The organism is Streptomyces sp. NPDC051243, from assembly GCF_044455405.1.
In the GTDB taxonomy this organism is placed as follows: Bacteria; Actinomycetota; Actinomycetes; order Streptomycetales; family Streptomycetaceae; genus Streptomyces.
On record NZ_JBITES010000026.1, the window covers coordinates 41,469 to 61,761 of the forward strand.

The following is a 20,293-nucleotide window of genomic DNA, read 5'->3' on the forward strand; positions in this document are numbered from 1 at the left end:
CTATAAATTACCAGCGCCCTTCACATTCCCTCCACACGCAAAGGCGGGAAATAATGGTGTGTAATCCCTGATAAGGGACATCTCGCCGCACCTTGGTGCTGATGCTCACCATCGAATCGCTTCGCCAATTGGCGCGAAACCAATGGCGACTTTCTCAGCCCTCACTCGCATTTTCTGCGGTGAAGCGCTTCAACTCGCCATGTCCACTCATCGCGGCCGAATCGATGGCCGGAATCCATCCACCGACCGGCCGCCGCAGCCACCCCTCCTCCGCCGCGATCTGCTCCGCCGCCCGCCGAAGGGCGTCCAGCGCGGGATGCGCCAGACCCTTCCGCCACACCAGCGAGACCGGCGACAGCGGCACGGGATCGGTCAACGGGCGCAGCACCGCCCCCGGCATGGCCGGAAATTCGACGACGGCGAGCACGGGCGTCCGTGTCTTGGCCATGATCCGCTGGAACTCCTCGACGCCGACGGCGAGCGGCGCCGGCGCGGCGACCTCGATACCCCGCCCGTCGAACAGCCGGTGTGCGAGGTCGGTCCACTCCGGGGTACGGGGGTTGCCCGCACCGGCGTACACGGTCTGCCCGGCCAGCGCGGCCAGCGGGACCTGTTCCCGTTCCGCCAGCGGATGGCCCTCGGGCAGCAGGATCGCCATCGGCTCGTAGCGGACCGGCTGATGGTCCAGGCCCGCCCGCAGAGCCGGGTCCAGCCCCGCGAACCGCCCGAAGGAGGCGTCCAGCCGCCCGGCGACCAACTCGCCGGCCGCACCCGTCAGGCCGCTCTCGTAGCGGGCCATCAGCTCCTGCTCGGGGGCGAGTTCGCGGGCCCGGTGCAGGACCCTGCGGCCGGTGGCCATGCCCGGCGAGTTCAGGTCCACCAGCAGGGGGCGGGCCCGGCCGAAGGCGGCGAGCAGGTCGTCCTGGGCCTGCAGGGCGCGGCGGGCGTACGGCACAAGGCGCTCGCCGTCGGCCGTCAGCGTCACCTGCCGGGTCGTCCGCACGAACAGCTCGGCGCCCAGCTCCCGCTCCAGCCGCCGTACGTCCCGGCTCAGCGCCTGCTGGGCGACGTACAGCCGGGCCGCGGCCCGCGTGAAGTGCAGCTCGTGGGCCACCGCGAGGAAGGCGCGCAGGAGGCGGGGGTCGAGGTGAGGGGGCGCGGACATGCCGTGAACTTACAACGTGGGTGCGTGAATCCGTGCCGAGCAGGTGTTGGACGCCATGATCCACCGCGGGCGACGGTGGATCCATGCCGCAGCAGCCGATGAACTCCCCGCTCTTCACCGTCACCGGCGACACACTCGTGGCCGTCGACTTCACGCCCCGTGGACGCAGCCGCCCGCCCGGCCCGTACCGCCGGCTCTTCGCTCACCGCGGCGCCCGCGCCTTCACCGCCGGGAACCTCGTCGCCCGCCTGCCCATGGGCATGTTCAGCGTGAGCGCGGTCGTGATGATCGCCGGGACGCGCGGGTCGTACGCCCTCGCCGGCGCCGTCACCGCGACCGGCCTCGCGGCGACCGCGCTGGTCGCGCCCTGGACCGCGCGGCTGATCGACCGGTACGGCCAGGCACGGGTCGCCGTACCCGCCACGCTCCTCGCGGCGCTGGGCAGCCTCGCGCTGGTGCTGTGCGTGCGGGACGACGCCCCCGCCTGGACCCTCTTCGCCGCGTACGCCGCCACCGCGACCACTCCCAACACCGGCGGCATGTCCCGCGCCCGCTGGGCCCACCTGCTCAAGGGCGACGCCGCGTCCCTGCACACCGCGAACTCCTTCGAACAGGCCGCCGACGAGCTGTGCTTCATGCTGGGGCCGGTGCTCGCGGCCTTCCTGTGCGGGGCGTTCTTCCCGGAGGCGGGGACGCTGGTCGGCGTGGTGCTCCTGGTGACCGGGGTGCTGGCCTTCGCGGCCCAGCGGTCGACGGAGCCGCCGCCGCGAGGCCGCACGGCCGCGAAGACCTCGAAGTCTCCGTTGCGCGGCCCCGGCATCCCCCCGCTGCTGGCCGTCTGCCTCGCCATGGGCGCGGTGTTCGGCTCGACGGAGGTCGTCACGATCGCGTTCGCGGACGCGCAGGGCCACCGCACGGCGGCGGGCCCGGTGCTCGCGCTGCAGGCGGCGGGCTCCTGCGCGGCGGGCCTGTGGTTCGGCCGGCTCAGGCTGTCCGGACCGGCCGAGCACCGCTACCCCTGGTGCATAGCGGCGATGACCGCCCTGCTGACGCTGCCCCTGCTCGCCGCGTCCCTCACCGGCTCGCTCCTGATGCTGTCCGCCGCCCTGCTGGTCTCCGGCATGGCCACGGCCCCGACCATGATCACCAACATGGCCCTGGTCCAGCAGCGCACCCCGGACGGCCGCCTCAACGAGGGCATGACCCTGGCGGTGACCGCGCTGCTGGGCGGGATCGCGTGCGGCAGCGCGGCCGGAGGGTGGGTGGTGGAGCACCTCTCGCCGACGGCGGCGTACGGCATCCCGGTCACGGCAGCGGGCGCGGCGCTGCTTGTCGCCCTCGCGGCCCCGGCCGTCAGGAACGCGGCTTGATACGGGCCCGGGCAGGCCCCTTCGCCATCAACGTGATCCCCGCCCCCAGCGGCACCTCCCCCACCTCCGCGTCCTCGAACTCGAACTCCCGCAGCAGCACCGCCAGCCCGAGCACCGACTCCAGCATCGACAGGTGCTGCCCTATGCAGGCGCGCGGACCGCCGCCGAAGGGAAACCAGGCGTAGCGCGGGCGGCCCGCCTCGGCCTCCGGGGTGAAGCGCGAGGGGTCGAAACGGTCCGGGTCCGGCCAGTAGTCGGGGTGGCGCTGGGTGACCCAGGGGCTGACCAGGATGTCGGCACCGGCCGGGATCCGTACGCCGTCCACCTCCGTGTCGGCGACCGAGCGGCGGCCGATCACGGGCGCGGAGGGATACAGCCGCATGGCCTCCTTCAGCACCATCGTCAGATACGGCAGTTCCTCCATGTCGGCCGCGGTGGGCGCCCGTCCGCCCGGCCCGCCGAGCACGCGGTTCACCTCGTCGCTCACCCGCCGCTGTTCCTCGGGGTGGCGGGCGAGGAGGTGCAGGGCGAAGGCGAGTGCGGTGGCGGTCGTCTCGTGGCCGGCCAGCAGGAAGATCAGTACCTGCTCGCGGAGTTCATCGGCGTCCAGGCTGCCGTCCTCGGAGTTCTCGGCGTGCACGAGGAGGGTGGCCAGGTCGTCCCGGTCGTCCCGGTCCCGGCGGCTGTCGATGATGCCGTCGCACAGCGCGTGCAGTTCCGCCTGGAGGCGTCCGGCACGGCGGTTGGCGGGGGTGGGCCAGGTGCGCGGCGCCTTGACCGGGGAGAAGCCGCGCTTGAGGGAGTACTCCTGGAGCGGGGGCAGGGTGCGCTCGATCACCTCGAACGCCTTCTCCACGTCCGTCCCGAACAGAATGCGACCGACGACGCGCAGGGCGAACCGGTGCATCTCACCGACGAGTTCGACGACGTCACTCGGCGCCGTGCGCCACCCCGCGGCCAGCGAAGCCGCCTCCCCGGCCACCTGGGACGCGTAACCGTTCACCCTGCGGCGGGTGAACAACGGCTGTACCAGCCGCCGTTGCCGCAGGTAGGTGTCGTCCTGGCTGGTGAGCAGCCCGTTGCCGACCGACTGGCGCAGTTCCTCGTAGAAGACGTTGTCCTTGCGAAAGTCGGCGGCCCGCGTCGCCAGCACCTGCTGTGCGCCCTCGGCGGAGAACACCGCGTAGATGTCGGACCGCAGCCCGGGCGGCCCGGCCCGGAAGCGCACCACGTCGCCGTGGTCGCGGCGGGCCCGCAGATAGGCGGCGAGGGGATCGTTCAGCAGATCGCTCATCGAGCCGAGCAGGGGACTCCCCGTCACGATCGGCGCCCGGCCGGCCGTAGTCGTCATCGTCATGGCTCCCCCATTCCCGCACGGGCCATTGACGCACCCTCGGCCCCCACATACCTTCGGCAAGCGAGCAATCGAAGCGCTTCGATGCCAACCGTCGAATCGATTCGACGAAAGCCCACGCTCGCAGCGCGGCAATCATCGTGGACGCAGTCACGTAAGGACCCCCGCATGAAGTTCACCGACGGCTACTGGCTGCTGCGCGAGGGCGTCACCGCGGCCCACCCGGCCGAAGTCCTCGACGTCACCGAGCAGGACGGCGCGCTGGAGATCCACGCGCCGACCCGGCCCATCCGCTCGCGCGGCGACCTGATGACGGGACCGGTCATGACCATCAACGCGCACACCCCGATGCCCGACGTCATCGGCCTCACCCTCACCCACTTCGCGGGCGAGCAGCCACGCGGCCCCGAGTTCGAACTCACCGAGTCCGCCGAGACGGCCCCGCAGATCTCGTACGACGACGAGCACGCGACCCTGACCTCCGGCGCGCTGTCGGTCCGGGTCGCCCGCAGCGGCCCCTGGCAGGTCGATTTCCTCGCCGGCGGCCGCACCCTCACCTCCAGCGGCCCGAAGAGCATGGGCATCATGCGGGACGCGACCGGCGCGCACTACCTGCGCGAACAGCTGGTCCTCCGGGTCGGCACGTCCGTCTACGGCCTCGGCGAGCGCTTCGGGCCGCTGGTCAGGAACGGCCAGGTCGTCGACATCTGGCAGGCCGACGGCGGCACGTGCAGCGAGCAGGCGTACAAGAACGTGCCCTTCTTCCTGACGGACGCGGGCTACGGCGTCTTCGTCGACTCCCCGGGCAAGGTCTCCTTCGAGGTCGCCTCGGAGGTCGTGTCGAGGGTGCAGTTCAGCGCGGAGGCGCAGAAGCTGACGTACTACGTCATCCACGGCCCGACCCCGAAGGACATCCTCCGCAAGTACACGGCTCTGACCGGCCGCCCGGCGCTGCCGCCCGCCTGGTCCTTCGGCCTGTGGTTGTCGACGTCCTTCACGACGTCGTACGACGAGGAGACGGTGACATCCTTCGTGGACGGCATGAGAGAGCGCGGACTCCCGCTCTCCGTCTTCCACTTCGACTGCTTCTGGATGCGTGAGTTCAACTGGTGCGACTTCCAGTGGGATCCGCGGGTGTTCCCGGACCCGGAGGGGATGCTGGCCCGCCTGAAGGCGAAGGACCTGCGGGTCTGTGTCTGGATCAACCCGTACATCGCGCAGCGCTCGCCGCTGTTCGCGGAGGGCAAGGCCCTCGGGCACCTGCTGAAGCGGCCGGACGGCAGTGTCTGGCAGTGGGACCTGTGGCAACCGGGCATGGCGCTGGTCGACTTCACCTCCCCCGCCGCCCGCGAGTGGTACGCCGGGAAGCTGGAGGCGCTGCTCGCGCAGGGCGTGGACTGCTTCAAGACGGACTTCGGCGAGCGGGTGCCGGTCGATGTGCGGTGGTCCGACGGCTCCGACCCGGAGCGGATGCACAACTACTACACCTACCTCTACAACCGCACCGTCTTCGACGTGCTGCGCAAGCACCGGGGCGAGGAGGAGGCGGTGGTCTTCGCCCGCTCGGCGACGACGGGCAGCCAGAAGTTCCCGGTGCACTGGGGCGGCGACTGCGAGGCGACGTACGAGTCGATGGCGGAGTCGCTCAGGGGCGGCCTCTCGCTCGGACTGTCGGGCTTCGGCTACTGGAGCCACGACATCGGCGGCTTCGAGGGCACCCCGACGCCGTCCCTCTTCAAACGCTGGCTGGCATTCGGCTTGCTGTCCTCGCACAGCCGCCTGCACGGGTCGTCGTCGTACCGGGTGCCGTGGCTGTTCGACGAGGAGGCGGTGGACGTGGCCCGCCACTTCACCCGCCTGAAGCTGAGCCTGATGCCCTACCTCTACGAGGTCGCCCGCACCGCCCACGCCGAGGGCCTGCCGATGATGCGGGCCATGGTGCTGGAGTTCCCCGACGACCCCGGCTGCGCGCATCTGGAGCGGCAGTACATGCTCGGCCCGGATCTGCTGGTGGCGCCCGTGTTCAGCGACGAGGGGGACGTGGCGTACTACGTCCCCGAGGGCACCTGGACCCACTACCTCAGCGGGGAGACGGTGACCGGCCCGCGCTGGGTTCGTGAGAAGCACGACTTCCTGAGTGTGCCGCTGCTGGTGCGGCCGGGGGCGGTGATCCCGGTCGGCGCGGTGGACGACCGGCCCGACTACGCCCACGCCGACGGGGTCACGCTGCGGGCGTTCGGGCCGGTGCGGGGCGCGCAGGTGACGGTGCGGGTCGGGGAGGTGGCCTTCACGGTCGTACGGGAAGGGGACACGCTGCGGGCCTCCTGCAGTGACCCGTCCGCGCCCTGGGGTCTGGCGGCCGGCGAGCGCGCGGCGCGGGCCCGGGCGGGATGCGGCTTCCTCTCCCTGGAGCTGGGCTGATGGTGAAGATCACGGACGTGGCCCGGCACGCCGGGGTCTCCCCCAGCACGGTGTCGTACGCGCTGAGCGGCAAGCGCCCGATCTCCGAGGAGACCCGGCGCCGTGTCGAGGAGTCCGTCCGCCTGCTCGGCTACCACCCGCATGCCGGCGCCCGCGCGCTGGCCGGCCGCAGCTCCGACGTGCTGGCGCTGGTGATGCCGTTGCGGGCCGGCATCGATGTGCCGGTGGTGATGCGGTTCGCGGTGTCGGTGGTGACGACGGCGCGACGGTACGGCCATGACGTGCTGCTGCTGACCCAGGAGGAGGGCGAGCAGGGGCTGCGGCGGGTCGTGGACACGGGACTGGTGGACGCGCTGATCGTGATGGACGTCCAGCTGGACGATCCCCGGCTGCCGCTGCTGAGGGACCTGGACCGCCCGTCGGTACTGATCGGCTTCCCTGCCGACTCCGACGGACTGACCTGCGTCGACCTCGACTTCAAGGCGGCGGGTGAAGCCTGCGTGGAGCATCTGGCGCGGCTCGGGCACCGGGTGGTGGCGCTGGTGGGGTCGCCGCCGGAGGTGTACGTACGGCGGACGGCCTTCGCCCAGCGGGTCGTCCAGGGCTTCACGGCCGCCGCGGACCGCAACCGGATGTCGTCCGCCGTGCACCCCTGCGAGGCGGCACCGGCCGCCGCCCGCGCGGTCGCCGAGCGACTGCTGCGGGAGCAGCCGGCGCTGACGGGTGTGGTGGTCCACAACGAGGCCGTCCTGGAACCGCTGGTCGACGCCTTCGAGGAGCTCGGGCTCCGGGTGCCGACCGATCTGTCGATCACGGCGATCTGCCCCGACGAAGTCGCCGCATCCCTGCGCGTACCGGTCACCTCGATCGTGTTGCCGTCCGCCGAAGTCGGTTCGCGCGCCGTGGAGTTGCTGATGCGGAAGCTGGGCGGGAAGGCCGTACCGGAGGCCACTCTGCTGCCACCGCGGATGACGGAACGGGCGAGCACGGCACCGCGGGAGCTCACGTGAGCGGTCACCGTGCGGTGCCGGTCACCGTGCGGTGCCGGGACGGCGGTGTCCTCGCCGGTTCACCGTCCTGCCCGGAGGGACGGGGGCCGGCTCGCCCTTCGTCCCTCACGCGACTACAACCGCCGGCACCCCTGCCAGGTGACCGCCGTCAGCGCGGCCGGACCACCATGAGCCACACCCTTGTACGTCACCGTCCGGTCCGGGCCCAGCTCGTGCGCGAGGCGTCGTGCCAATTCCTCCCCCTCGCGGAACAGCCGCTCCCATTCACCCTCGTACTTGCCGTCCACAAGGTCCCGCAGGTCCAGGTTCACCGTCGCGTCGCTGCTCTTCGCCCAGGCGTACAGGTCGGCGACGAGGCCGTCGGACAGAGCCGGCGCGGCGGCCGGATCATCGGGGGCGAAGTCCCCGAACCCGTCGGACCGCTGCGGAGCCGCCGGGCGAGGGTCAGCCCCTGCTCGACGTGTCCCCGCAGTTCCGCACGGGAGGCGAACCCGTCCGGCGGGCGGGACAGCGACCAGGAACGCAGCGCGTCCGCCAGCTCTGCCGGGAGAGCCGGCCGGTCGTCGTCCAGCGGGACGTCACGGGTGTAGGCGCCGAGGTCCTCGATGGCCCACGGATCCTCCGCCTCGTACCGCGGAGACGGTCCGCCCCGCGCCCGCACCAGCAGGTGCCGCGGTTCTTCCGGCGTCATGCGCTCAGCCCAACCCCCAAGCCCGCCCCATCCGATACGCGGCACACAGGTTCACGTCGAGCACATACGCCCCGGCGCTCCCGCACTGCTCGCTCCCGCTCCCCGGATCGACGGGCTGCCCGTGCCCCATCCCCGTGACGCTGTACGTCTCCACGACGGCACGCCCGCCCGCGTCCTTGAAGACCTGATGGGGATACCCGGCAACGCTGTCGCTCACCTCGGCGACCTGATCGGCGCCCTGCACATCGGTCCACTGCCGCATCAGGTCGGTCATGTTGACCGGTTTCACGGTGTAGTCGGCCGTCCCCTGGAACGCGACCAGCGTGGGCCAGGGCCCGGCGTACCCCGGCCGTGCGGCGCGCACCCGCTCGCCCCACTGCTTCGGGGTCTGCGTGGCGCCGACGTACATGCACACGTACGGCGACCCGGCGGCCTGCGCACACCCGTAGGGCAGCCCGGCCACGATCCCGCCCGCCGCGAACTTCTCCGGGTACGCCGCCATCATCACGGCGGTCATCCCACCCCCGGCCGACAGCCCGGTGACATACACCCGCGACGCGTCACCGGAGACGTCGGCGAGCTGCCGGTCGACCATCTGCGCGACGGACGCGGCCTCGCCCTGGCCGCGCGCGATGTCGCCGCTCTGGAACCAGTTGAAGCAGGAAGAGGCGTTGTTGGCGGTCTGCTGCTGCGGGAGGACGACGGAGAAGCCCCAGCGGTCGGCGAGCTGGGTCCATCCGCTGGCGGTGCCGTAGCCGGAGGCGTTCTGCGTACAGCCGTGCAACGCGACGACCACGGGCCGACCGGCGGGCAGCCCGTCGGGGACATGGCGGAACATGCGCAGGGCGCCGGGGTTCGAACCGAACCCGGTCACCTCCTGAAGTGAGGCCGCCGCGGCTCGGCCCGGCGTGAGGACGGCGGCGATCAGGGCGACGAGAAGGGTCGCCAGGACAGGTACACGAGTACGACGGCTTGCGGCTCTGGTCTGTGTCATGGGGAGGGACCGTAGAAGCGTGAACGACCCGTCGATATGGAGTCGGACAACACAACGGACGTGCCCGTCATGGTGGTTCACCGAGTGCCGGCCGTACGGAACCGATCACGGGCGCGGGGTGGCGGCCGCCGTGGGATCCCGGTACGTCTCGTCCCGCTCCCACGGCCCGACGCCGAGCTTCCCCGTCGTGCCCAGGTCCAGTTCCGGCACGACCATCACGGGGCGCGCCCCCTGCTTGGCCCGCACGCGGAGATACGGCGCGTTCACCGGTTCGCCGAACTCGGTGGTGTTCCGCCAGGCCAGTGACGCCTGCGCGGCCTCGCCCGGGCGCAGGACGACGCGCTGCGGGGCGCCCGTGCCACCGGTGCCGGTGCTGATCCGGTCGGTCCCGTGGAGAATCCGCACACTGTCGACGTTGTCGTGGTCCTCGTCGAGGATCTCGAGTTCCGGGTAGCCGTTGAGTTCATAGGGCCGGGTCCCGCAGTTGATGAGATGCAGGCCCAGGACGCGCAGGCCCATGGCGGCGTCCCCTTCGTCGGCGTAGACGTGCAGCCCGGAGGCGGGGCACGGTCCCGAGGCGGAGGACGCCTCGTCGGCGGGGACGCTGCGTACCTTCTCCACCTTGACGTTCGAGATGTCGGGCGCGTCTGCGACCGACTGCCCGAAGCCGGCGGTCCCCTTGACGGTACGCCCCGGTCCGACCGACACGACGGTCTGCTCCGCATACCCGGCGATGGTGCCGGACGACGACAAGAACCCGAGGTTGACAGTGTAAGTGGCCTTCTCCTTACCGCTGTTGGTGACCTCGAAGTCGGCGGAGAAATCCGCCTCGCAGCCGCTGTCGCTCCCCCAGGCGTACAGCGCGGTGACCTTCACGTCGCTCTCGGCCGTCGCGTCGGGCGAGGGCAGCGGAAGCGGCGTCGCGGTACCCGAGGTCCGGCTGCCGTCGGACGTTCCAGCGGCCGACGGCAGGGTGCCGTATTGCGTCGGCAGGCTGCCGTACTGCGCGAACCCCGACGGGCACAACGCCTCGGCACGGACCCGGCCGTCACCGCCCGGTGCGGCGCTCTCGGAACCACAGGCGGCGAGCAACAGAACCCCGGTGAGGACGGCCGGAACGGCGCGGACGGTGCGCAGGCTGGTAGGCATCCGCCCACCTCACCAAGCACCGGCCCCACAGGCTGTGGTGGAACCCACACCTCCGGTCACAGCGGTGTCACAGATCACTGGGCATCCCCAGGCCGCGTCATGATCCCCCAGCCTTTTGCCGTACCCGCACGGCCGCATGACAAAGGCCCCGCTGCCCGGAGGCGGCGGGGCCTTTGCCCACATGGGATGAGTGGAGATGGCGGGAATCGAACCCGCGTCCAACGGTGCAGAATCAGGGCTTCTCCGTGTGCAGTCCGCTGTGATTTTCTCGGCCCCGGCGATCACGCGAACAAGTCGCCGACGGGCCCAGTCACTGTTTGGTTTCCCTCTTCACCCCGTGACCGGGATCAAGGTTTAGTTCCCTAGCTGATGCCAGGATCCGGGTCGGGAACAGCCCCGGGCTGACACTTCGCAAGTCGCTACTTAGGCAGCGAGGGCGAAGGAATCGCGCTTGGTGTTGGCGATTATTTTTTGCGACATATGGTTTACGAGATCATTGCCGCTTCCTCGACACGCTTCCCCTGCTTCAACAGCCGCTGTCGAAACCGATCATCCCCATGTTGATTTTTCAATGCGCACACCGGGGGTCCGCCCGGTGTTGTTGCCATCGTACGTGACCAACGCACGCCGATGCCACTGTATTCCCGCCCGTCAGACGCCGCGCTGGCGCCTGCGTGCCGCCGCGATCGCCCGGTCCGACTCCCGCCGGTCCTGCTTCTCCCGCAGGGTCTGGCGCTTGTCGTACTCCTTCTTGCCCCGTGCGAGAGCGATCTCGGCCTTCGCCCGGCCGTCCTTGAAGTACAGGGCCAGGGGCACGATCGTGTGACCCGTCTCCTGGGCCTTGGCCTCCAGCTTGTCGATCTCCTCGCGGTGCAGGAGGAGCTTGCGCTTGCGGCGCGCGGAGTGGTTGGTCCAGCTGCCCTGGTGATACTCCGGGATGTGGGCGTTGTGCAGCCAGGCCTCGCCCCCGTCGATCTGGACGAAGCCGTCGGTCAGCGACGTCCGGCCCTCGCGCAGCGACTTGACCTCGGTGCCCATGAGGACCAGGCCCGCCTCATAGGTGTCGATGATCGCGTAGTCGTGCCGGGCCTTCTTGTTCTGGGCGACGATCTTGCGCTTGCCGCCCTTCTCGCCGTCCCTGGCCTTGGCGGCGGCCCCGCCCTGCTTGGGCTGGGACTCCTTGGGTACGTACATTCCCTTGCTCATAGTGCCGTCCATTTTCGCACCACGGAGGGGGTGCGCGGAAAGCCGATTTACGACTCGCCGAGGCCGCTGAGCACCGTCTCGGCCCGCTCCAGTACTCCCTGGTCGGCCTCCAGGTCGGGCGTGATCCCGGTGCCGTCGACCGCGCGCCCGGAGGGGGTGCGGTAGTGGCCGACGGTCAGCTCGGCGACGGAGCCGTCGGGGAGGCGGCTCGGCATCTGGACCGAGCCCTTGCCGAAGGTGCGGGTGCCTACGACGACGGCGCGGCCGCGGTCCTGGAGAGCCCCGGTGAGCAGCTCGGCCGCGCTCATGGTGCCGCCGTCGACGAGCGCGACCAGCGGCCTGGCCGTGTCGCCGCCTGGTTCGGCGTGCAGGGCGCGCTGGTCGCCGTCGACGTCGTAGGTGGCGACGAGGCCGCCGTCGAGGAAGGCGGAGGCGGCGGTGACGGCCTCGGTGACCAGGCCGCCCGGGTTGCCCCGCAGGTCGAGGACGATGCCGGCGGCGTCCGGGGACTGCCGTACGGCGGAGCGGACCGCGTCGCCCGAGCCCTTGGTGAAGGAGGCGATCCGGATGACGGTGACACCGCCGGCGAGTTCTCGAACGGTGACCGAGTCGGTGGACAGGACGGCCCGGCGCAGAGTGAGGTCCCACGCGCGCGTGCCGCGCTCCAGCCCCACCGTCACGGCCGTACCGGCGGGCGCGTCCGTGGCGTCGCCGCGCAGTAAGGAGACGACCTCGGTGACGGGGCGTCCGTCGACCTTCGCGCCGTCGACGCTGCGCAGCCGGTCGCCCGCGCGGACCCCGGCGGCGGCCGCGGGCGACCCCGGCCGCACCTTGGTCACCTCGATACGGCCGTCCCGCTCGCGGCGCGCCCACAGCCCGACGCCGGTGTACTCGCCGTCGAGGGCCTCCTCGAACTCCTCGTACTCGCCCTCGGAGTAGACGGCGCCCCAGCGGTCCCCGCTGCGGCTGACCGCGCGCTCGGCGGCCTCCACGGGGGACTTGCCGGCGGCCATGGCCTCGGCGGCCGCCTCGGCGACGTCCTCGTGCCGGACGGCGGAGGCGTCCGAACGGGTCGGGTGGTCCGGCGACTTCCGGTCGGGGCCGGGCAGGGAGCCGGTCGCGGCACCGGCGACGAGCACGCTGGCGAAGACCAATGTCAGGGCGGCCCCGCGGCCGAAGCGGCGGGGCTGACAGAACAGGTCACGACCTGACATGCCGGTGAGTCTAGGACAACGCAAGGGGCCGTACGGTCCGTTGCCCGTACGGCCCCCTTGGCATTGGTCACACCTTCAGATACTTGCGCAGCGCGAAGAACGCCGCCAACGCCGGCATCAGCAGGCTCGTCGCGAGGATGAGCGGGAGCTTGGTCAGGACGGCGTCCCAGCCGATGAAGTTGACCAGTGTCAGCTGGTCGGCCAGGGCCAGTCCGTGGTCGATGAGGAAGTACCGGGCGATCACCAGGAAGGCGCAGGCGACCGTCCCGCCGATGAGTCCGGCGACCGCGGCCTCCATGATGAACGGAGCCTGGATGTAGAAGCCCGAGGCGCCGACCAGCCGCATGATCCCGGTCTCCCGCCGACGGCTGAACGCCGACACGCGCACCGTGTTGACGATCAGCATCAGCGCGACGACCAGCATCAGCGCCATCACCGCGCGTGCCGCCCAGTTCATGCCGTTGAGCAGCTTGAAGAGGTTGTCCAGGATGCCCTTCTGGTCCTGCACGGACTGCACGCCGTCCCGCCCGTTGAAGGCGGTCGCCACGACCTGGTACTTCTCCGGGTTCTTCAGCTTGATCCGGTACGACTCCTGCAACTGGTCCGGCGTGAGCGAGGCGGCCAGCGGGGAGTCGCCGAACTGCTCCTTGTAGTGCTTGTACGCCTCGTCCTGCGACTCGTACGTCACCTTCTCGACGACCGACATCTTCTTCAGGTCGGCGAGGATCTCCTTCTTCTGGTCGTCGGTGACCGCGCCCTTGGCGCAGTTGGGGTCGGACTCGGCGTCGCTCTTGTTGCAGAGGAAGACGGAGACGTTGACCTTGTCGTACCAGTAGCCCTTCATGGTGCTGACCTGGTCGCTCATCAGGAGCGACCCACCGAACAGGGCGAGCGACAGGGCGACGGAGACGACGACCGCGAACGTCATCGTCAGATTGCGGCGGAGACCGACACCGATCTCGGACAGTACGAACTGGGCGCGCATGACGTCTGGTTGAGCCTTTCCGTGGACGGTGCGGTCAGTGCTGGTAGCCGTAGACGCCGCGTGCCTGGTCGCGGACGAGGCGGCCCTGCTCCAGCTCGATGACGCGCTTGCGCATCTGGTCCACGATGTTCTGGTCGTGCGTGGCCATCACCACGGTGGTGCCCGTCCGGTTGATCCGGTCGAGCAGCTTCATGATGCCGACGGAGGTCTGCGGGTCGAGGTTGCCGGTGGGCTCGTCGCAGATGAGCAGCTTGGGCCGGTTGACGAAGGCCCGCGCGATGGCCACCCGCTGCTGCTCACCACCGGAGAGCTCACCGGGCATCCGGTCCTCCTTGCCGCCGAGCCCGACGAGGTCGAGCACCTGCGGCACGGACTTGCGGATCTCGCCGCGCGACTTGCCGATGACCTCCTGCGCGAAGGCGACGTTCTCGGCGACCGTCTTGTTCGGCAGGAGCCGGAAGTCCTGGAACACCGTCCCGAGCTGGCGCCGGATCTGGGGCACCTTCCAGTTGGAGACGCGTGCGAGGTCCTTGCCCAGGACGTGCACCTGCCCGTGGCTGCACCGCTCCTCGCGGAGGATCAGCCGCAGGAAGGTGGACTTTCCGGAGCCGGAGGACCCCACGAGGAACACGAACTCGCCCTTCTCCACTTCCAGGGACACATCCCTGAGTGCGGGGCGGGTCTGCTTGGGGTAGACCTTGGAGACATTGTCGAATCGGATCACGGATGCACCACGGGTCGCCGGGGGTAGATGAGCGTGACCATACGCGAACCGGGGGCGGAGGCGCAGTCACCGAGTGGGTTGCGCGACCCTTGTGCACTTTTGTACGGGCTCAGCTCTTTGACGGACGGCGGGTAAAGCGCCCCGAACAGCGCCGCGGCCGCGAAATCCCCTCGGCCGCCCCTCTGGGGCGACCCGGCGCGGCTTCCGCGGGAACCTGGCATTGTGGAGGGGGGAACGTTCACGCGCCTGCAAGCGTTGTCCCACTGGAACCGTCGGCTTAGGAGGGTGGCGCATGACGTACGACCGGCTGGTGTGCGCGAACTGTGCCGCGCCCGTGAGTGAGGGCCGCTGCCCCGTGTGCCGGGCGAACCGCGAGCGGCTGCAGCAGGAGAACCCGTTCGCGGGCCTGAACCCCATGACGCTGATCGCCCTGCTGGCGGTGCTGATCGCCGCGGTGGCGCTGCTGGCCCACCAGACGGCGTAGGGCGACACACACCGTAGGCGAACATGCCGAGGGGCCCGGAGCGAGACACGCTCCGGGCCCCTCGGCCGTACGACATGCGTCACACAGTGTGAACGACCGACTGCCGTCAGGCAGCCGCACCGCCACGGCCGGCGACGAGGCGCGGCAGCATGCGGAAGCCGATACCGCCGGCGATCATCGTGGCGGCGCCGACCAGCAGGAACGTGGTCTGGGCCGCACCGGTCTCGGCGAGCTCCTCGCCGCCGCCCTGGGCGGACGTGCTGGTGCCGGTGCCGGTGCCGGTGTTGTTGTCCGAGCCGGTGTCGCCGAGGCCGGAGGAGCCCTCCTGCTGCGGGGAGGTGCCACCGTCGGGGTCGGTGTTGTCGTTACCGCCGCCGTTGTTGCCGTTCCCGTTGCCGTTGCCGTTCCCGTTGCCGTTTCCGTTCCCGTTGCCCGGGTCGTCGGTCGGCTCGTCGGTGGGCTCCGTCGGCTCGGTCGGCTCGAGCGTCGGGTCCTCCGTCGGGATCGGGTCCTCGGTCGGGATGTCCGTCGGGATGTCGGTGGGGATGTCCGTCGGCGGGTCGGTGGGCGCCGGCGGCTCGGTCGGGTCCTCGTCGCCGAGGCAGATGCCGAGCAGGCAGCCGTCGCCCTCCGTCTCCGCGGCAGATGCGGCACCCGCAGCGGTCAGCGAGGCACCGGCCGCGATCACGGCGCCGGCCGCGAGCCGCGCGATACGGATCCGCGTCTTCTTAGTCATGTGGTTGCTACCCCCAGTAGCTGAATCGTCAAGGAGGCGGGCGCTCGGGGGCCGTGATCGACGGAGGTAGCTGAACTTGAGCCCCCCGGTTCACATGCGCCCCAGAGATACGCATGCCACGCTTTACCCTTCCCATTTTTCAAAGACTCGTCAAGGCCGTTTACGTTCGCCATGTCCAAAAACGGGAGTTATGCCGGGGGTTGGAGACTGTGAGTGTGATGTAAAACCCAGACATGCAGGAACAGAAAAGGCAACTGCCGCCAGGGAGGCGGCAGTTGCCTTGTCGACAAAGTTACTTCTCTTGCTGCTTGCGCCAGCGAATTCCGGCTTCGAGGAACCCGTCGATCTCACCGTTGAACACGGCCTCGGGGTTGCCGACTTCGAACTCGGTGCGCAGGTCCTTGACCATCTGGTACGGGTGCAGCACGTACGACCGCATCTGGTTGCCCCAGGAGTTGCCGCCGTCGCCCTTCAGGGCGTCCATCTTGGCCTGCTCCTCCTGGCGGCGCCGCTCGAGCAGCTTGGCCTGGAGGACGTTCATCGCGGTGGCCTTGTTCTGGATCTGCGACCGCTCGTTCTGACAGGAGACGACGATGCCGGTGGGCAGGTGGGTGATGCGCACCGCGGAGTCGGTGGTGTTGACGCCCTGACCACCGGGCCCGGAGGACCGGTAGACGTCGATGCGCAGCTCGGACTCGTCGATCTCGACGTGGTCGGACTGCTCGACGACGGGGAGGACCTCGACGCCCGCGAAGGAGGTCTGGCGGCGCCCCTGGTTGTCGAAGGGCGAGATCCGCACGAGGCGGTGGGTGCCCTGCTCGACGGAGAGGGTGCCGTAGGCGTACGGCGCCTGCACGGAGAAGGTGGTCGACTTGATGCCGGCTTCTTCGGCGTACGACGTCTCGATGAGCTCGGTCTTGTAGCCCTTCTGCTCCGCCCAGCGCAGGTACATGCGCTGCAGCCGCTCGGCGAAGTCGGCGGCGTCCACGCCACCGGCCTCGGCGCGGATGTTGACGAGCGCCTCACGGGAGTCGTACTCGCCGCTCAGCAGCGTCCGGACCTCCATCTCGTCCAGTGCCTTCCGGACGGCGGCGAGCTCGGACTCGGCCTCGGCGCGGGTGTCCGGGTCGTCCTCCTCCTCGGCCATCTCGAACAGCACGGCGAGATCGTCGATCCGCCCGCGCAGGGCCTCGGCCTTGCGCACCTCCGCCTGGAGGTGGGACAGCTTGCTGGTGATCTTCTGCGCCTCGTCCGGGTTGTCCCACAGGGACGGCGCGGCCGCCTGCTCCTCGAGCACGGCGATGTCTGCCCTCAGCTTGTCGAGGTCCAGAACGGCCTCGATCGACTCCATGGTCGAGGAGAGGGACTTGAGCTCTTCGGATACATCGACGACTGCCACGCCTCCAGCGTAACGGCTCCGCCGAGCGGGGAGCTCCGGGTGCCGTGGCCTTACGGGGCGCCAGGCGTCGCCGACGCCGTACCAGCGGAAACCTACGGTGTCGCCGGGGCGGTGTTGTTCGTGTCCTGGGGTGTCGCGCCGGCGTCGTCCTCCGACGTGGCCAGCCACGTGCCCACTCCCGCCGCGGCCACCAGCGCCACCGCCGCCGCCCCCAACGCCACCCGCCGCCTGCGCGCCGTCGCCCGATGACGCGCCGAACCCGGCCGCGGCGCCCCCGCCGCCCTCGGCACCCGCGCCGTACCGCGCGCGCCCCCGGCCAGCTCGTCGGGCGCCGGCACCCTCATCGACGTATGGGTGTCCCGGTTGGAGTCGGCCGGCTTGGCGCCCGGTACCAGGGGCACCGCCCCTCGCCGCCGCGCCCGCTCCCCCACCGGCGCCGTCTCCTCCGCGACCGGGGCCTCCTCCTCCACCGGCTCCGAGTCCGGTTCGTCCACGTCCAGCGGCGGCATCCCGGCGAGCATCGGCAGCAGCTCCCGCAGCCGCACTCCCAGCTCCGACGCCCGCAACCGCGAGGCCGGCGCCTTCGCCAGGCACTGCACGATCAGCTGCCACAGCTCGTCGGGGATGCCGGGGAGGGGGGCCACCGTCTCGGTGACATGGCGGCGGAGGACCGCGCCCGGGTGACCCCCGCCGAACGGCGTGAAGCCCGCCAGCAGCTCGTACAGGACGGTGGCGAGGGCGTAGATGTCGACCGCAGCCCTCGGCGGGAGCCCCTCCACGATCTCCGGCGCCAGGTAGTCCGGCGTGCCGATGATCTTCGTGGCGCGGGTGCGGCGCGGTGAGTCGATGAGTTTCGCCACACCGAAGTCCGTCAGGAGGGCCGGGTGCGAGCCGCCCGGGCCCAGCGGGCCCTGCATGTCCAGCAGGACGTTCTCCGGCTTCACGTCCCGGTGCACGACCCCGGCGGCGTGTGCCGCCGCCAGCCCGTCCGCGACGTCCGCCACGATCGCCACCGCCGCCTCGGGCGCGAGCCGCCGGTCGCGGTCGAGGCGGGTGCGCAGGTCCGTGCCGCGGACCAGGTCCATGACCAGCGCGAGGTCGTTGCCGTCGACGACGAGGTCGCGCACCGAGACCACGTTCGGGTGCTCCAGCCCGAGCAGCGCCGTCCGCTCCTGCACGAACCGTCCGACGAGCTCCTGGTCGGAGGCGAGATCCTCGCGCAGCAGCTTGACGGCGACGGGCCCCTCGGGCCCCTCACCCAGCCACACCGTGCCGGCGCTGCCCCGCCCCAGGATCTGGTTGGCGGTGTACCGGCTGCCGATCTTCCGTGCCAAAGCTGCTCCTACTGCCGCGTGTTGTCGCTAAAACTACGCGTCCGAGGAGCCAACCTTCACTGCGGAGGCGGAAATCACCCGCCAGATGTCGACAAATAACCAAACTGGCCGAGCCGGCACCGTCTCGGCTCAGTTGGTGCCCGAGCCTCCGCCCAGTTCCCCGATCCACCCGCTCACGGTGCTGACCCAGTCGGTGAGCTGCTCCCAGTAGCCCTTGCCGGTGCCGATCCACTCCTGCAACGGGCTCAGCTCCCAGATCAGCCAGCCCGCGACGAAGAGGATGACGATCGTGAACAGGCACCCCTTGAGGCAGCCGAGGCCGGGGATCCGCATCGGGTTGGCGCTGCGCCGGCGTGGCTCGCGCGGCTCGCGCTGCGGTCGCTGCGGCTCCGGCGTGGGCGGCGGGGCGTACCGCTGCGGCTGCTGCTGCGGCCGGCGCGGCGGGGCGTACGGCTGGGGCTGTTGCTGCTGCGGGTAGCCGTACCCCTGCTGCCGGCCCTGCGGCGGCCGCTGTTGCTGAGGGGCCTGCTGCTGGGGGTGCGGCTGCTGCTGCGGGCGGGCGACCTGCCGCTGGGGGCGGCGGCGCAGCGGGTCCTGATCGGGGTCGAGGTACTGGACCTGCGTCTGCTCGTTGCGGTCCCGGGCCGCGCGCAGCTGGTTCTGCCAGGGGTGCGGGTCCTCGGGCCCGGGCTGACCCGGCTGACCGGGCTGTCCCGGCGGCATCGGCGGCATGACGGCCGTCGGGTCCGCGGCACCCCGTCCGCCCGGACCGCCCGTGTTCGGCAGCACGGTGGTGGGGTCGGCGGCGCCCGCCGGGCCGGGGGCGCCGGTGTGCGGCAGGACGCTCGTCGCGGCGTTCGGGTCGAACGCGCCGGGGGCCGCACCGTGCGGCAGCACCTGAGTGGGGTCCGCCGAGCCGGGCACGGTGGCCGGCGAGGGGTCGGGGGCGAGCAGCGCGGCGACGCCCTCGGCCGCGGCGATCTGGGCCGAGTTCGCGTGCACGCCGACGCCCTCGGCGACGACGCGCAGGGCGCGGGCGAGGTTCTCGGCGCTGGGCCGTTCGTCGGGGTTCTTGCGCAGGCAGCGTTCTATGACCGTCCACAGCGGGTCGGGGACCGTGGACGGGCGGCGCGGCTCGGCGCTCAGGTGCTGGTGCAGGACCTCCAGGGCGGAGCCGCCGCCGAACGGCGGGCGGCCGGTGACCAGCTCGTAGAGGAGGATTCCGGCGCCGTAGATGTCGACGGCGGAGGTCTGCGGGCGACCCTCGGCGGACTCGGGCGCGACGTACGCGGGCGTGCCGACGAACTCGTGGGTGCGGGTCAGCCCCGGGGAGTCGGCCAGACGGGCGATGCCGAAGTCGGTCAGCATCGGGTGCATCTGGCCGCCGTTCTGCTGGAGCAGGACGTTGGCGGGCTTCAGGTCGCGGTGGACGACGCCGTCGGCGTGGCTGGCGGCCAGCGCGTCGGCGATCTGCGCGGTGAGCAGGGCCGCGGCGACCGGGCTGAAGGGGCCGTTCTCGCGCAGGTAGCGGTGCAGGTCCGGGCCGTCGATGAGGTCCATGACCAGGGCCAGCAGCTCACCCTCGACGACCAGGTCACGGACCCGGACGATGTTGGGGTGGGTCAGCCTGAGCAGGACGGACCGCTCCCGCAGGAACCGCATGACGATGTCCGCGTCGCTGGCGAGCTCCTCCTTGAGGACCTTGATCGCGACGGTCTCACCGGGCTGCCCCTGCACGGCTGCCTCGGCGCCCGCGGTCTCCCGCTGGCGGGCTCGCCAGACGGTCCCCGTGGCGCCGCGACCGAGCGGCTCCTCGAGGAAGTACTTGCTGCCTACCGGCCGCACGTCGCGCTCCCTGCTGCTTGCCTACGTTCCGACCCACTGTAGTGCCGTGCCCCCGGACACCGGCCTGTCGTCATTCTGTGCGTCTTACGTATGGCTTCCCGTACATGTTCGAAGGAAAGACGCTCGGCTCTGTCTCGTGGTTGCCGCAAGCGGACGTGAGCGATCTCAACTGATCGTCGGCGGTGCACTTGTCAGGCACTTTTGCGGGCAGA

18 protein-coding genes and 1 other RNA gene are annotated in these 20,293 nt (G+C 70.9%); 4 read left to right on the top strand and 15 right to left on the bottom strand.

Going from position 1 to position 20,293, the window contains the following annotated elements:
- Positions 1–154: 154 nt before the first annotated feature.
- The gene (locus ACIBAG_RS43315; RefSeq protein WP_399113342.1) at positions 155–1,165 is read right to left on the bottom strand and encodes a LysR family transcriptional regulator; all 1,011 of its coding nucleotides are present in this window, start codon (positions 1,163–1,165) and stop codon (positions 155–157) included.
- An 83-nt stretch (positions 1,166–1,248) separates the two neighbouring features.
- On the opposite strand from ACIBAG_RS43315, the gene ACIBAG_RS43320 reads away from it, so the two are divergent.
- Positions 1,249–2,535: an MFS transporter gene (locus ACIBAG_RS43320; RefSeq protein ID WP_399113344.1), complete on the top strand. Its 1,287-nt coding sequence runs from the start codon at positions 1,249–1,251 to the stop codon at positions 2,533–2,535.
- On the opposite strand, the gene ACIBAG_RS43325 is transcribed toward ACIBAG_RS43320, so the two are convergent.
- A complete protein-coding gene (locus ACIBAG_RS43325; RefSeq protein WP_399113346.1) occupies positions 2,519–3,892 on the bottom strand; it encodes a cytochrome P450 in 1,374 nt (457 codons plus the stop codon). The two genes, ACIBAG_RS43320 and ACIBAG_RS43325, sit on opposite strands and share 17 nt — an antisense overlap.
- 165 nt (positions 3,893–4,057) lie before the next feature.
- Here ACIBAG_RS43325 and yicI point away from each other — a divergent pair, with 165 nt between their 5' ends.
- Both yicI and ACIBAG_RS43335 read left to right on the top strand, forming a co-directional pair.
- Positions 4,058–6,310, top strand: coding sequence for an alpha-xylosidase (gene yicI / locus ACIBAG_RS43330; RefSeq protein WP_399113348.1), 2,253 nt, complete (start codon positions 4,058–4,060; stop codon positions 6,308–6,310).
- Positions 6,310–7,320: a LacI family DNA-binding transcriptional regulator gene (locus ACIBAG_RS43335; protein ID WP_399113350.1), complete on the top strand. Its 1,011-nt coding sequence runs from the start codon at positions 6,310–6,312 to the stop codon at positions 7,318–7,320. Before yicI ends, ACIBAG_RS43335 begins: the two co-directional genes overlap by 1 nt.
- Positions 7,321–7,433: 113 nt before the next feature.
- On the opposite strand, the gene ACIBAG_RS43340 is transcribed toward ACIBAG_RS43335, so the two are convergent.
- From ACIBAG_RS43340 to ftsE, 9 genes are all read right to left on the bottom strand, one after another.
- Positions 7,434–7,631, bottom strand: a complete 198-nt coding sequence (locus tag ACIBAG_RS43340) for a hypothetical protein (RefSeq protein ID WP_399113351.1) — start codon at positions 7,629–7,631, stop codon at positions 7,434–7,436.
- Positions 7,628–8,011, bottom strand: coding sequence for a hypothetical protein (locus ACIBAG_RS43345; protein WP_399113352.1), 384 nt, complete (start codon positions 8,009–8,011; stop codon positions 7,628–7,630). The genes ACIBAG_RS43340 and ACIBAG_RS43345 overlap by 4 nt, the downstream gene beginning before the upstream one ends.
- A 4-nt stretch (positions 8,012–8,015) precedes the next feature.
- Positions 8,016–9,005, bottom strand: a complete 990-nt coding sequence (locus ACIBAG_RS43350; RefSeq protein WP_399113354.1) for an alpha/beta hydrolase family esterase — start codon at positions 9,003–9,005, stop codon at positions 8,016–8,018.
- A gap of 105 nt (positions 9,006–9,110) precedes the next feature.
- On the bottom strand, positions 9,111–10,154 hold the full coding sequence (locus ACIBAG_RS43355; protein WP_399113356.1) for a DUF4232 domain-containing protein: 1,044 nt from the start codon (positions 10,152–10,154) through the stop codon (positions 9,111–9,113).
- 188 nt (positions 10,155–10,342) lie between these two features.
- Positions 10,343–10,711: a transfer-messenger RNA gene (gene ssrA / locus ACIBAG_RS43360) on the bottom strand.
- 94 nt (positions 10,712–10,805) lie between these two features.
- Positions 10,806–11,348: an SsrA-binding protein SmpB gene (gene smpB, locus ACIBAG_RS43365; protein ID WP_399113432.1), complete on the bottom strand. Its 543-nt coding sequence runs from the start codon at positions 11,346–11,348 to the stop codon at positions 10,806–10,808.
- A 59-nt stretch (positions 11,349–11,407) separates the two neighbouring features.
- Entirely contained in the window at positions 11,408–12,574 is a 1,167-nt protein-coding gene (locus tag ACIBAG_RS43370) for a S41 family peptidase (RefSeq protein WP_399113358.1), read from the bottom strand.
- 67 nt (positions 12,575–12,641) lie between these two features.
- Entirely contained in the window at positions 12,642–13,559 is a 918-nt protein-coding gene (gene ftsX, locus ACIBAG_RS43375) for a permease-like cell division protein FtsX (RefSeq protein WP_399113360.1), read from the bottom strand.
- Between the two features lie 34 nt (positions 13,560–13,593).
- Positions 13,594–14,283 carry a cell division ATP-binding protein FtsE gene (ftsE, locus tag ACIBAG_RS43380; RefSeq protein WP_031478235.1) on the bottom strand — a complete coding sequence of 230 codons (690 nt, stop codon included), beginning with the start codon at positions 14,281–14,283 and terminating at the stop codon, positions 13,594–13,596.
- A 292-nt stretch (positions 14,284–14,575) separates the two neighbouring features.
- On the opposite strand from ftsE, the gene ACIBAG_RS43385 reads away from it, so the two are divergent.
- Positions 14,576–14,767, top strand: a complete 192-nt coding sequence (locus ACIBAG_RS43385) for a hypothetical protein (RefSeq protein WP_048586204.1) — start codon at positions 14,576–14,578, stop codon at positions 14,765–14,767.
- Positions 14,768–14,873: 106 nt separating this feature from the next.
- Here ACIBAG_RS43385 and ACIBAG_RS43390 read toward each other — a convergent pair whose 3' ends face one another.
- The 4 genes from ACIBAG_RS43390 to ACIBAG_RS43405 all read right to left on the bottom strand — a co-directional run bounded on the left by ACIBAG_RS43390 (position 14,874) and on the right by ACIBAG_RS43405 (position 20,081).
- A complete protein-coding gene (locus ACIBAG_RS43390) occupies positions 14,874–15,503 on the bottom strand; it encodes an LPXTG cell wall anchor domain-containing protein (RefSeq protein ID WP_399113363.1) in 630 nt (209 codons plus the stop codon).
- 292 nt (positions 15,504–15,795) lie between these two features.
- Positions 15,796–16,902: a peptide chain release factor 2 gene (prfB, locus tag ACIBAG_RS43395; RefSeq protein ID WP_399113365.1), complete on the bottom strand. Its 1,107-nt coding sequence runs from the start codon at positions 16,900–16,902 to the stop codon at positions 15,796–15,798.
- 92 nt (positions 16,903–16,994) lie between these two features.
- A complete protein-coding gene (locus ACIBAG_RS43400; protein ID WP_399113367.1) occupies positions 16,995–18,236 on the bottom strand; it encodes a serine/threonine-protein kinase in 1,242 nt (413 codons plus the stop codon).
- Between the two features lie 129 nt (positions 18,237–18,365).
- Positions 18,366–20,081 (bottom strand): protein kinase, encoded by a 1,716-nt coding sequence (locus tag ACIBAG_RS43405; RefSeq protein WP_399113369.1) that lies wholly within the window; start codon positions 20,079–20,081, stop codon positions 18,366–18,368.
- Positions 20,082–20,293 lie beyond the last annotated feature (212 nt).